General features: G+C 38.6%; 11 protein-coding genes. 5 read left to right on the top strand and 6 right to left on the bottom strand.

Features of this window, described 5'->3' with window-relative positions; all coding sequences use genetic code 11:
- Positions 1-327: 327 nt before the first annotated feature.
- The 5 genes from HRT55_RS04970 to HRT55_RS04950 form a co-directional block, all read right to left on the bottom strand.
- Entirely contained in the window at positions 328-2,016 is a 1,689-nt protein-coding gene (locus tag HRT55_RS04970) for a polysaccharide biosynthesis/export family protein (protein WP_287203869.1), read from the bottom strand.
- Entirely contained in the window at positions 2,016-3,266 is a 1,251-nt protein-coding gene (locus HRT55_RS04965; RefSeq protein ID WP_287203871.1) for a lipopolysaccharide biosynthesis protein, read from the bottom strand. Before HRT55_RS04965 ends, HRT55_RS04970 begins: the two co-directional genes overlap by 1 nt.
- Positions 3,256-3,921 carry an ABC transporter ATP-binding protein gene (locus tag HRT55_RS04960; protein WP_287203872.1) on the bottom strand — a complete coding sequence of 222 codons (666 nt, stop codon included), beginning with the start codon at positions 3,919-3,921 and terminating at the stop codon, positions 3,256-3,258. The genes HRT55_RS04965 and HRT55_RS04960 overlap by 11 nt, the downstream gene beginning before the upstream one ends.
- Positions 3,922-4,444: 523 nt before the next feature.
- Complete coding sequence (locus HRT55_RS04955) at positions 4,445-5,224, bottom strand: ABC transporter permease (protein ID WP_291619359.1); 780 nt, start codon at positions 5,222-5,224, stop codon at positions 4,445-4,447.
- A gap of 347 nt (positions 5,225-5,571) precedes the next feature.
- A complete protein-coding gene (locus HRT55_RS04950) occupies positions 5,572-6,861 on the bottom strand; it encodes a capsular biosynthesis protein (RefSeq protein WP_287203874.1) in 1,290 nt (429 codons plus the stop codon).
- Positions 6,862-7,130: 269 nt separating this feature from the next.
- Here HRT55_RS04950 and HRT55_RS04945 point away from each other — a divergent pair, with 269 nt between their 5' ends.
- Positions 7,131-9,146 carry a capsular polysaccharide biosynthesis protein gene (locus HRT55_RS04945; protein ID WP_291619355.1) on the top strand — a complete coding sequence of 672 codons (2,016 nt, stop codon included), beginning with the start codon at positions 7,131-7,133 and terminating at the stop codon, positions 9,144-9,146.
- A 59-nt stretch (positions 9,147-9,205) separates the two neighbouring features.
- On the opposite strand, the gene HRT55_RS04940 is transcribed toward HRT55_RS04945, so the two are convergent.
- Positions 9,206-9,730, bottom strand: coding sequence for an acyloxyacyl hydrolase (locus HRT55_RS04940; RefSeq protein ID WP_291619353.1), 525 nt, complete (start codon positions 9,728-9,730; stop codon positions 9,206-9,208).
- 293 nt (positions 9,731-10,023) lie between these two features.
- On the opposite strand from HRT55_RS04940, the gene HRT55_RS04935 reads away from it, so the two are divergent.
- From HRT55_RS04935 to HRT55_RS04920, 4 genes are read left to right on the top strand one after another with little or no spacing between them, the layout of a single operon-like run.
- Positions 10,024-11,397: a nitrous oxide reductase family maturation protein NosD gene (locus HRT55_RS04935; protein WP_291620413.1), complete on the top strand. Its 1,374-nt coding sequence runs from the start codon at positions 10,024-10,026 to the stop codon at positions 11,395-11,397.
- A gap of 4 nt (positions 11,398-11,401) precedes the next feature.
- Complete coding sequence (locus tag HRT55_RS04930) at positions 11,402-12,340, top strand: ABC transporter ATP-binding protein (RefSeq protein WP_287206066.1); 939 nt, start codon at positions 11,402-11,404, stop codon at positions 12,338-12,340.
- Entirely contained in the window at positions 12,340-13,158 is an 819-nt protein-coding gene (locus HRT55_RS04925) for an ABC transporter permease subunit (protein ID WP_291619350.1), read from the top strand. Before HRT55_RS04930 ends, HRT55_RS04925 begins: the two co-directional genes overlap by 1 nt.
- Complete coding sequence (locus tag HRT55_RS04920; RefSeq protein ID WP_291619348.1) at positions 13,158-13,661, top strand: nitrous oxide reductase accessory protein NosL; 504 nt, start codon at positions 13,158-13,160, stop codon at positions 13,659-13,661. Before HRT55_RS04925 ends, HRT55_RS04920 begins: the two co-directional genes overlap by 1 nt.
- The last annotated feature ends 162 nt before the right edge of the window (positions 13,662-13,823 follow it).

Raw genomic sequence — 13,823 nt, 5'->3', positions numbered from 1 at the left:
CTTCTTTGTCGTCAAAAAGTAATACTTTGCCTTCAGGATTACAGTAAGACACAAGTCTTCATACCTTGAATTCGTTAACCTAACGCCCTTAAATTTCAATGAACGCTTTAGCATTTCTAGGTGGGATAATTTTAAAGGTTTTTAATAAAGAGAGCTGTGCAAGCTGTGCCAAAACATGTGCAATTATGGACAAAATTAATACAGGAGTGTGGTTTTAGTTTGATAGTTCTAATATTCAGTAGGGAGGCTACTTTGTAGTTCACTGCCGTGGGGGACAATACTTAGCCACAGGCGTGGCTAAGTATTGTAAAAATGAAAGTTGTGTACTTACAAGGCAATAATTACAGCAGCTGACATGGCTACTTGATAGATAAGTTCAGTGATATCTTTCGCTAGCTGAAAGCCTTTAAGATCGGGCTTAGCTAATACAAATATTTCATCACCAGGGTTAATCGCTTTGTTTTTACTGAGTAAGTCATTTACATTGATAAAACTACCGTTAGGCTGCATTACCAATACATTGAATTCGTCTAAGTCATCCGTGGCGCCACCTGCTTGCTTGACGAAATCTTCAATTGAGAACTTATTGTTGTAAGCCACAGCGGTAGGAAATAATACTTCACCATGTATCATGACTAAGTTTTTCTTCGACGGTATAACTATTTTGTCACCTTGTTGTAAAATAATTTTACTGGCATCAAAACCTGCTACTAACAATACCTGCCCTTTCGGTTGCACTTGGCGTGCTTTAGCCACCCACTGCAAGATAATGTCTGCTTCGGCTTTACGTAATTCAGCTGATTCTTTGGTATTTGAACGTGCGGTAAGTACCGTTTGTTCTAAGCTACTGAGTGATGCTTGCAACATGGTATATTGACGTTCGGCAACTGATTGACGAAATAATTGCACCGCATCAGCATTTGAAAGCTTGGTCATTTCTACAGAATTTATAAGGTCCGCTAAGCTGGCTCCCCAAGGTAATACCATTTCTTGTGCTGACTTATGTTCGCCGATTAAGCTAATACTAATGCTGTTAGCACGAACTTGTGAGGATACTTTTACCATAGCGCCAGCAGGTAGATTAATGTTATCAATAGCATTAATGTCATATTGCTTGGCTTCAATAATACGATTAGCTAACTTTGTATTTTTACTTTGGCTTAGTTTCGCTGTTAATGGAGAAATAATAGTAACGTGTGTGGCTTTTTCGTGAGTCACAGATGCTGCCAAAATGTGTTTTAAGCTGATGGTTTTTCCTGATAATTCGAAACGACCTTCAAAACCCACTTCTCCTTCTAAAGTAACCTCACCATTTTTACCGGCAACAAAAATAACATCGCCGTCTTGAAGTTGTAATGGTGGCATGATCCCTTGCAGTAAAAATTGATATAAATCTATGGTTTGTACAACTTTATTAGCACGTTTTACTTGTACATTACGATAGCTTCCCATGTCATTACGAATGCCGCCCGCTAAATCAATAAAGCGTAAAATACTATCCGCGCTTTGGCCTTTATATAAACCGGGATTGTTAACCATGCCGGATAAAAATACTTTTACCTGTTGATTTGAAACTAGCGATACATACACAGAAACATTAGATTTATAAACTCGCTTAATACTACTTAGCACGACCTTATTTAATTTTTTATTACTGACCCCTGATACACGTACTGGCCCTACTTTAGGAATAAATATATTGCCTTGTGGGTCAACAGTCATTTGCGCTTGAAAATCAATACCGCCCCAAAGTTGCACTAAGAGTTGATCACCTTGGCTTATTTTATATAACGGGTTTACCGCAGAAAAGGCTTGGTCTTTAAAGCCACCATTGAATAACCAATGCCCGTAACGCTTAGTTACGCTCGTGTCTTGTATCTGCTTTACTTCTTCAGTATCTGCATCAACTTGCATTGACTGCTGAACACTTGCAGTAGCACTGAAATTTACCAATGCAGCGAATACCATAGCTATGCTTAACAGCATGCTTTTCATATTTTTTATGTTAAAAACCATTACTCTTGATGTTCCTTTATAATTGAAAACACTAAACGACCAACACCATAAATTAGTAGCAGTACTACAAACCAAGTGACAATTGAATAAAGTCGTCTAGGATATTTGGCGTCCTCAGCTAAATAAGGTCGCTCTACTACTAATAAATATTTTAATTTTTTATACGCTTCACCACGTACCACTTCTAAGCTGGCAAGCGCAGATTTATATAACTCAACACTGAGTTCACTATTAAGTTTTAACTCCTGATAGGCAGAGTTAATTTGATTTAACGAATTACTATCATCACTGGTTAAATGTACCTTTTCTTCAATCAACTGGGCTTGTAAGGCATCTACTTGATACTGCTTAGTGACAATTTCAGCATTATCATCATGTAAGTAGGCCTTTAATGATTTTATTTCTGTTTCTAGAGTAATAATGTCTGTTTCAAGCTTGGTAATGACACCGAGCAAAGCACTGCCTTTTTGCTCAGGACTGTACAATTCATGTTTATTTTGAAAGTTAAGTAACTTTTTTTGTTGGAGATTAAGCTCTTTAAATGCGCGGTCGACATCTTTTTGTGCATAATCAAGTTGTTGATTCGCCATTCCTTCACCTAAGTTATTAATGAACTCATCGCTGATTTCCATTATTACTTTTGCCAGTTGCAATGAGTAATCGGCTTGATAACTTTGCACTTCTACTTGCAAAATTTCTGATAGTTCATCATGTGTTACTACAAGGTGATCTTGAAAATAGGCAATTAACTCTTCACTGCTGCTTTTTTTAGCTAAGCGACTAAACCAATCCCATTGTTCACTTTCATAATGTGCCTTTAATGCCAGCCTTTGATTGAGTGCTTGTGCCATTTCACGAGAGCCTATGTACTCTTTTAAAATTAAAGCATCACGCATAGAGGGGGTAGTAGCTCCAAAGCTTGCTAAACCCGCTAATGCCACCTCTCCACTACTCGCCTGTTTAACCACAAACTGTACTTGGCTTACATAACGTGGTGAGGCGACGACGCTGTAATAGGCGACAACAATTAAAGAGGCAATAATAACCAGAATAAAGGCGCCTAATTTGGCCCATGCCCTGTACATAGCTTTCGTTGCTTTTGAATCAGCCAAAAACAACTTGGGATCACGTTTAAGTTTTCGAATTTTACGTTGTGTTTTAGATAAAGGTACTGGCACTTTTTTTTCGCTTATCTCATGTAATATTCCAACATCATTATTTTCAATGTTAGACGGGTTGCTAGTTGACATACATTTCCTGGTATTCTTTTATTGCATCATCGATATTGGCAAAATAATGTAAGTTCTGATCTTTAATTAATACACCTGCTTGGCACTGTTTTTTTAACTCTGGCATTGAGTGACTGACCATAATAAGTTTTGTTTTCCCAAAGCGCTCTTTTAACAAGGATTCACTTTTTTTTCTAAAGGTAGCATCACCAACTGCGCTTAATTCATCGAGTAGCAATACATCAAAATTAAAATCAAACGCCATGCTTAAACCAAAAGTAACTTTGGATTTCATGCCGCTTGAATAGGTTTTTACCGGCTCATCAAAAAACTTACCTATTTCGGCAAAGTCAGCAACTTGTTGCTCTATTAATTTGGTATTTTTATAACCGTGAATACGAGCAACAAAACGGGCATTTTCTCGAGCACTCATGGAACCTTGCAAACCACCTTGTAAACCTAATGGCCATGAAATATTTTTCTTTGAATAAATACGACCTTTATTTGGCATATCTGCGCCGCCCATCATCCGAATAAGGGTAGATTTACCCGCTCCATTCGGCCCTAATATAGCGATATTAATATCTGTCGGCAGGGAGATATTGACGTTTTTAAAGACGTAATGCCGTCCTTGTTTGGTGGAGTAATATTTACTCATATTGTCGAAATATATCATTGGGTTGTGAGTTCCATGTTTAGCGTCATTCCTGATGAACTACTAGTTAACGTATCTCCTGAGGAACAACTTACAAACGTCATTCCCGAGTTGTCCTGTCGGGAATCCACAACACCAGACAATGGATCTTCGACTAGTAACTTCGAAGATGACGGCTGATGGGCTACGGAATAACGACTGGCAAACGCCTCTCCTGAGGAACAATTTACAAACGTCATTCCCGAGTTGTCCTGTCGGGAATCCACAAAACCAGACAATGGATCTTCGACTAGTGACTTCGAAGATGACGGCTGATGGGTTACGGAGTAACGACTAGCTAACTTTATCGCTGGGAAGTTATTAACTAACATCATTCCCAATCCAATATTTTCTGGCGTCATTATCGAGGGGCAACTAGTTATCGTCATTCCCGAGTTGTCTTGTCGGGAATCCAAAACACCAGACAATGGATCTTCGACTAGTGACTTCGAAGATGACGAGTTGTGGGCCAATTTCGAAGATGACGGCTGGTGGGCAATATTTATCATGTGGTTAAAAACCTCATGCGGCTTTGATAGAAAGTAACTATGCCCAAGGTAAAACTCACCAATGCGCATAAACTTAAATACAACCAGCTTCCTACGGGTGTTACATAACTGACAAAAAATGCATCGCGACTTAATTCAATGGCGTGAAATATGGGATTCCAAGTAAAGAGATACCAATATTGTTGCGGTATCATGGTGGCAGCAAAAAATATACCTGAAATAAGAAACATTGGCCTCATTATCATACCGACAATTTTACTAGTATCTTGCCAATAGCTCATGGCAACACACAACATTAAACCGATACCAATAGCTATAATAATAAGTAATAAACTCGCCATTAAAACCCCTAGAATATCGTGTGGAATTACCTCAAAACCTAACCAACCCATAACGCTGAAAATAACAATGTAGGCAACTATGAAGGTCGAAACTTCAATAATAATACGGGCAATAATAGGGTCAATAGCACTTACTTGCCGATAAGCCAGTAGTGCTTTATTAGCATTTACTGCGGCTGATAATTGCGGCAATAATTTAGCAAACAATTTAAAAGGTAAAATGCCAGTAAACATAAACAATGCCACTGAAATTCCCGAAACACTGCTTCGCCCTAGTAGGGTAAAAATAAGACCAATGACCGCCGCTTGTGCTACCGGTTCAGCTATTGCCCAAAAGTAACCTAAACGGTTAGTGCCGAATCTTGTTTTAATCTCGCGCATTAATAATGCATGCACACTGTCACACATTATTTGCCAACTACTTCTTGATGCCATACCACTCATAAAGGGGCATCACTCTTTTGCAGTAATGCCTCTTTAACAGTGGCATTAACGACGATATATTTTGGTGAGGTGGCGATGACTGTTAACATTTTCACTCTATTTCCTGTCTACAATGGTAGGCGAATCAACTTACATTTTAGCGATATTATTGCCGCCTAAAATAGTGCATCTTGTTAAAATAACTTTCGTATTTTCAGTGAAGCAAATTTTAGATGATTTCAATAAGAAGGGCTTTGCAACTTGTGCCAAAAAATGTGCAATTATGGACAGAATTAGTAGGACGAATAACCCCGCTAACAGCTGGGTACATTTAGAACTACTTCTCGGTACCATACTGTTCATGAGGCAAAACTTCTTTTTGAATACTCAACCATTAGTTGATTAGGTGTGTTTGTTACGACAGTTGTATCCGTAAATTTTTCACTAGTTTTCTGGGTCGTGTCTTCCATCATTATTTTTTTTGCTATTCTCGATAAGAACTTTTCTGAGGGTTTATAAAAATCACCTTGAGTTTGTGTCTTATCTTGTAAGTAACCTTGGTATTGATGGAAAAACTCTTCATTCACTTGAAAATCACTTTGCCAGAAATCAGTTAAATCACCTTGAAAGGTTAACCCTGGTAAATCATAAATCGCTTTCCCTAAAGTGATGGTAGGTAAAGCGTGTAATACCGCAGACAAACCAACAGTACTATTAACGGTAACAACACCTTTGCACGAACGATAAATACTAGGTAGGTTAGCTTGATGAACATACAAAACACGTTCGGTTATTGCTAACTCTTTACACAAGGTTTTAATAAACTTGCCATAATGTGCAAAGCCACGTGCTTGCGGATGATGTTTAATCAGTAAAGCATCATCTTTGCGAGCATTTTGAGCAAAAGATTCCAATGTAAAACGGATAGATTCTTTCACTGAATTAAAGCGCGAGTGTTGGCGCATTTGAAAATCAATTTCAACTTGCAAAGGTAATAAGAAGTATTGTTTATGATACTTTTTGGTAAATGGCTTTAGGGCAATGGGATCAATTACCTCTGAGATAAACTTCTGCTTAAAATTACCAAACCAGAACAAAGCTTCTTGCCACCATACCCAAGGGCGATGATGTTGGTAATGAGGAAATCGTTTAGTATTTTGTCTTACTTGCCAGTAATAATAACTCGCTACAATACTGCGATATAGAAAAGTATTGCCCACTTGTTGGTCACTAATGATTGGTTGTTCATTCGTTGTAGTTATCGCTTGTTGTGATCTATCTAATAATGAGTTGGCATTGCAGCCGCCTTGTTCGAAGGTGACAAAACCAGCACGCAGGTAGCCTTCTTCACAAACCCAGAAATCTATATCTAATTGTTTCGCTACCTTGGCCGCTTCTTGATGATAAAAACGACAGTCACCATAAACAATGATCTTATCTATTTTGTACTTGTCGATATATTCAATAAGGTATGTTGACCATTGTTCAGGCTTGCCGGTGAACTCATCAACTTGCTTAGCCCAAGCAAAGCAGCTGTCACCGCCATTAAAGTTTATTTTAAAGGTTTCATGGTTTTGAGCATGTAAGTATTGCGCTGTTTTCTTAAAAAACGTGCCCAGAGGACCTTGTAAAAATAAAACTCGTTTCAATTAATTTGCCCGCTTCGCTTTGTGATTTCTTTTAGCAATTGCTTAAAAATAAGCGCGAGATAATATATTAAAAAAAGCTTAACCATAACCCTTGAGCCTCTCTGGATAACAATACAATACAATAAAATACATTTTAGCTTGAAGTATAAACGTACAATTAATGTCTGTTAAAATATCAAAATTCTCTCGGTAAGTTATCGTAACTGACTATTTCATAAGATAGTTTCAGACCGTAAACTGACACTATTCATTTGAGCTAAATACATTTTATGACTGAACACTCCTTTACCATTTGGACAACCTCACGCGGCATAATGAAACATGGCTATATAAACTGCTTGTTATCCGGTGAGTTAAGACATGTCAAAAGTATTAGTAAAAATACTGTTGGTAAAAAGGATGTGGTTATTGGTTGGGGCAATAAAAGTAATACCCTAAAAGCGATAAAGTTTGCTCAGCAGCACAAGCTGCCTTTTATCAGAGCGGAAGATGGTTTTATTGGTTACATTGGACACCCAGCTAAGCAAGGTCATCAATTATCTTTAATCACCGATGATACCGGTATTTTTTATGATGCAACTCAAGCAAGTCAGTTAGAGCAGTTAATAGCACAAGCAAGTGATGATGCTTTATTAAAACGTGCGAGTAAGTTAATAGAGAAAATATCGACCTTAGGCATAACTAAATACAACTGTTATGACAATCATGCATTACCAACTTCATTAGCAGAGCGCTTTGATCAGTTTACCCAGCCGACAATATTATTAGTTGACCAAGTTGCTGGTGATCTTTCCATTGCCGGAGCTTTAGCTACAGAAAGCGACTTTATTGCTATGGTTGAACAAGCTCGTATTAACCATCCATCGGCACGCCTATTAATACGTACTCATCCCGATACACGTTTCGGTAAAAAGAAGGGTGTTTTAGCGAACTTTAACTTAGCTGATTTAACCATTATCGATGAAGCTTGCCATCCTCACGCATTAATTAAGCAGGTAGATGCTGTTTATACCGTGTCGTCGCAAATGGGTTTTGAGGCATTATTACTTGGCAAGGCGGTCTATTGTTTTGGCATGCCTTTTTATGCGGGTTGGGGTTTAACAACGGATACAAAAACCTGTTCTCGTCGTGGCACTGCCAGCCTTGAGCAAGTAGTTGCAGGAGCCTTGATTAACTACCCTAAGTATTATCATCCTATTTTGGCGCAACCCTGTGAAGTAGAAGCAGTAATTGACCTTATCAACGAACAATATCGCCCTACCCCACAATGGTCTACTTTATATCTGGTTGGATTTTCACTATGGAAACGCGCTTTTTTAACGCGCTTCTGTCGTCACCTTGCCGATAAACTGACGTTTGTAAATAAACCGCCAGCACAATTAAACCAACAAGATATGATATTAGTATGGGGTGCAAAACATCCAGAACTAGCTGATTGCCTGAGAATTGAAGACGGCTTTATTCGCTCAAATGGTTTAGGCTCAAACTTATGCCCACCGTCATCATTATCACTCGATGCAGACGGTATATATTTTGATAGCCGCACGCCAAGTAAATTAGAAAAACTTTGTTCAAATTATCAATTAACTGATGATGAAATAAAACGTGGTGAACTGTTAATCTCTTGCTTGAAAGCAACTAAAGTCAGTAAGTACAATACAGGCCAAGTTACTAGCTTTCAAAAACCTAATACCGATAAAGAAGTTTTATTAGTGGTAGGCCAAGTAGATGGTGATGCCTCAATTTTAACCGGCAGCCCAAAGATTAAGAGCAATGAAGCTTTACTGTGGGCAATACGCCAAGCCAAACCCGATGCATTTATTATTTATAAACCTCACCCCGATGTGGTATCGGGCAATAGGCTCGGTTCGCTAACAGCGCAATGTATTGATGCTTGTGTTGATCAACAAGTGATCGATATTGAGCTAAACAGCTTGTTTCCTGTCATTAGTGAAATGCATACCATGACATCGCTCAGTGGTTTTGAGGCATTGGTACAAGGCGTTAACGTGGTTACTTGGGGCCAGCCCTTTTATGCTGGCTGGGGTTTAACAACTGATCTGACGCCAATAACTAGACGCAATACTCAACTAAGCTTGGCTGCCTTAGTCTATTTAACCTTAGTTAAATACCCAAGTTATATTGATTGGCCGACAGGCTTGTGGAGTAGTCCAGAGCAGCTAATTGCTAAATTATCACAACAGCAAAATGCCAGTATTAAATCGACAAATATTTGGCAGCGTTGGAGCATAAAAATAACGGCCTTGTGGAAAACTTTGTTTTAGTTCTTAAGCTGGTATTAGTTCACCGCTAAAATTTATCCCTATGTTTATCGGTAAAAGCTTTAGAACTGATAAGAGACATATAAAGAATGTGCATCTAGTGATGGATTGATATGGTATCTGTCGCCATTGGACATGTGTAAATAAGCATAACCAAAATTCCAACTTTTTCGGATATTGTAATCGACACCAAGTTTTGCTTGATACTGCCACGGGCCACCATAATCTTTATAGGCAATACCTACCTGACCAAATTCATGTTGATCTAACCAAGTAACACCGCCTTCAAAGAATATATCAAGCTTGTTAATTATTGGGTATGAAAGACCTAATGCCCCACCCAACATCATTATGTTTACATTTTCTACAGCTAAATTTCCTAAATTAAATGCGACGTGCCATTGCAGGTCAAAATTGTCATGGAACGTTCCACCATCAATAAGGTAGCTCAATTCAAGTGTACTAATATCTAAATTTTGCTTGTTGGTCGGTTGTGCGGCAGCTAAACGTAATCGGCTTTCTATCGCCGTGACTTGGAAACAAGTAAAACTGAACAAGATCAAAAATAAGCTCAATAGTTTTTTCATTATTAAAAACCTAACCTTTGCCAGCATAAACTTACACTTATGTACAAAATAAAACATTACCAACTAATCTACCAGTAAAGAAATGCATTGTTAAGTCTTTCTTTTTAATACTTTAAATGTAACAAAAGTGCTACAAAGCAGCTGTTATTTTAACATGTTGATAAATCTGTTTACTGTTTAGTTTTTTAATCGAGATCAAAGCTTGGATAAATAAAAGTGTTAAGCTACTCGCATCGTAAAATTAGTAATATTCTTTGATAGTGAATAGATTCTTAGTTTTTTTATTTGGCTGTATCTTGGCAGTTTTAAGCATTGCTCCTGCGTTTGTTTTTGCCAAATCAATACAGTTATCTGCCAGTGATAACTTACAGCAGACTTTAGATAACAGCCAAGATGGCGATGTTATTACCTTAGCTGCTGGCCAGTATTTGGGTAATTTCATTATTAGCAAACAAATCACCCTACGTGGCACCGGCATAACCGGCGAAGTCGCTATTATTGATTCCCAAGGCAAGGGTCATGGCTTACGGCTGAAAAACTCTCATATCACCATAGAAAACCTCACTATTATCAATTGGGGTGATGACTTAACTGAGCAAAATTCAGGTATTTATTCTCACGATAAAATTGATAATAAAAAAGTCCCAAATATAACTATCAAAAATAATATTCTAATTGGTGATGGTTTTGGCATTTGGCTTAATCAAGCCGACAATGCCACTGTCAGCCATAACCGCGTTAAGGGTAATTTAACACTGCGCTCTTCTGATAGAGGCAACGGCATTCAAATCGCTAATGTTACCAATAGCCACGTTTTTCATAATGAAGTCAGTGAAACTCGCGATGGCGTCTATGTTATTTCCAGTCAAAATAATATTATCGAACAAAATACCATGCACCATTTACGCTATGGTATTCATTATATGTATTCTTACGATAATACTATCAAGGATAATACCGCCTACTCTACTCGCGCAGGCTACGCCTTGATGAGTTCACGCCGCTTAACTATTACCGGTAATAAAACCACAGACAGTGAAGATTACGGATTTTTACTCAACTTTATTACCCAATCTACTTTTAGTCATAACCATATTAAAAACGTTTGGACTAAGCCTGAAAACAAGGTGCTTGGCCGTGATGGTAAAGGTTTGTTTGTTTATAACTCCGGCTACAACACACTGAAATACAATATTATTGATACCGCAGAAATTGGTATTCACTTAACTGCTGGCTCAGAAAACATCAAAATATACGGCAATAGCTTTATCAACAATCCCACCCAAGTGAAATATGTTTCCAATAAGAAACAGGAATGGAGCAAAGATGGTCAAGGTAATTACTGGAGTAATTATTTAGGCTGGGATATGGATAATGATGGCATTGGCGATATTATTTTTGAACCAAACGACGGTATAGATAAGCTAGTGTGGCAGTATCCTGAAATGAAAATGATCATGGACAGCCCGGCTATTTTAATTTTACGTTGGGTGCAAAGGCAATTTCCGGTATTAAAACCGCCAGGCATTAAAGACAGCTTCCCGTTGATGAGTCAGCCCCATTTATCAGCGAATCCGCAAGCCGATTCAACACTTGTCCTTGCAACACCTACTTTGATCAAAAGTCACGCTGCGCAGTCGACAACAAGCGTAAGTTTGAAGGAATAATTTTATGAATACGCCACTAGTATCACTCATAGATGCGGGTAAAAGCTATCAAGATCTCGACGCGTTAAAATCTGTGACCATGCACTTAAATCAAGGTGAAGTGATGGGTTTATTTGGCCATAATGGCGCAGGTAAAACCACCATGATGAAACTCATCTTAGGTGTTATTTCGCCAAGTCGCGGCAAGGTTGAAGTAATGGGCATGGCGCCAGACTCCAAAGAAGCTTGGCATAGTCGTAGTAAAATCGGTTACTTACCTGAAAATGTCAGTTTTTATGAACAACTCACAGGCTTAGAAGTATTAAGCTACTTCGCTAAGCTCAAAGGCTTTACTAATGGTAGAGCTAAAAAACAAGCCATTGATTTACTTGAGCAAGTGGGTATTACCCATGCAATGAAGCGACCAGTAAAAACTTATTCAAAAGGTATGCGTCAGCGACTTGGTTTAGCGCAAGCTTTTATCGGCGAGCCAAAATTATTATTACTTGATGAACCAACAGTTGGTTTAGACCCTATGGCGACTCGCGACTTTTATCAGACCGTTGACCAATTAAAATCGAATGGCTCTAGTGTCATATTATGTTCACATGTTTTACCTGGTGTTGAGCAACATATTGACCGCGCAATGATTTTATCAACTGGCCAATTATTAGCTATGGGCACGTTAGCTGAATTGCGCCAACAAGCCGCTTTACCGGTTGCTATCAAACCATCTGGACTTAACGGCTCTGTCGCGAATGACAATAGACTTAATGGCTTTTTAACCTCTAACTGCCCAGAAACATTATTAGTGCCTGAACAAGAAAAACTTAGTGTATTAAGGCAATTACTTAGCCATGAAGGCTTGGACGACTTGCAGGTAGAGGCTGCCAACTTAGAGCAAGTTTATCAGCACTTCCTCTCTTTACATGAGAAGAAAAATGAAAAAGGAGCGCAAGGCTAATGAGACAAATACTGACCGTTGCCAATAAAGAGTTTCATGATGGTTTAAGAAACCGCTGGTTAATTTCTATCACGCTCATTTTTGCTTTACTCTCTATTGGTTTAACTTACTTCGGCGCCGCCGCTTCCGGTGCTGTTGGCGTAGCTTCACTGTCAACCACAGTAGCGAGTTTAGCTAGTTTGGCTGTTTTTCTTATCCCTTTAATTGCCTTACTGCTGAGTTACGACAGTTTTGTTGGTGAACAAGAAAGTGGCACCTTATTACTACTACTTACCTACCCGATAAGTAAAAGCCAATTATTACTGGGTAAGTTCATCGGCCAAGGCAGTATTATCGCGCTAGCAACTATATTGGGCTTTGGCTCATCGGCAGTATTACTGTATTTTCAACTTGGTGATATTGAAGTGTTAATTAGCTTTTCAGTCTTTATCTTCAGTGCAATATTATTAGGTTTGAGCTTTACCGCAATTTCTTATTTAATTAGTTTATCGGTCAGTGAAAAATCAAAAGCGGCAGGTTTTGCCCTTATTACTTGGTTTTTATTTGCCCTTGCTTTTGATTTAGCCTTATTAGCACTACTGGTTGGCGTTGAGGACGGTATTAGCCAGAACGGCTTAACACAGTTGATGATGCTTAACCCCGCCGATATTTTTCGTCTAGTTAACCTGTCAGGACTTGATAGCAGTGACGTTAACGGCGCACTTGCTGTCGCCATTAACGCCAGCCTATCACAAGGACAGTTGTTCACCGCTTTAATCGCTTGGGTTGCTCTGCCCTTGACCTTAGCTATCTTTATCTTCAAAAGGAAAAAACTTTAATGTCCCATTTAATAAAAACCGCGCTAATTTTATGTTTACTGTTAACCGCTAGCGCTTGCTCTGACAATGCAGCACAACAAGCTGTTATTCATAAAGCCGTTGCTATGGAAAGTAGCGATGAGTGTCATTTATGTGGCATGCTCATTACCCATTTTGATGGCCCAAAAGGTGAAGTATTTCGTAAAGAGCAAGGCGACAAGGTATTTAAATTTTGTTCGACTCGTGACATGTTTAGCTACTATTTAGACCCAGAAAACACCCGTAATGTTAGCCAAATATTAGTGCATGATATGAGTAAGATGCCTTGGGGCAGTGACAGCATTGATGATAAACATTTTATTGATGCTAAAACCGCTTGGTTTGTTACTGGCTCGGAAAAAACCGGCGCTATGGGTAAAACTTTAGCCAGCTTTAGTTTACAAACTGATGCCCAAGCTTTTGCCAAAGAGTTTGGCGGTAAAGTACTTAGCTTTAAGGATATTAATCAAGACAGTCTTTGGTAAACATCAATGATGTTACTTGCTGACTTGATTTAGCTCAGGCCAGCAAGCTTACATATTATTTCATGGTTCTGTAGCTAATTCAGGGGTTAGCTGTAATCGTCATCTTCGAGGTTTCTGATCGAAGATCCACAGCCACTTAGACACTGGGTCCAGGACAATAAG

It is taken from the genome of Colwellia sp., assembly GCF_013214175.1.
GTDB lineage: Bacteria > Pseudomonadota > Gammaproteobacteria > Enterobacterales > Alteromonadaceae > Colwellia.
This window is presented reverse-complemented; position numbering and strand designations above follow the sequence as displayed.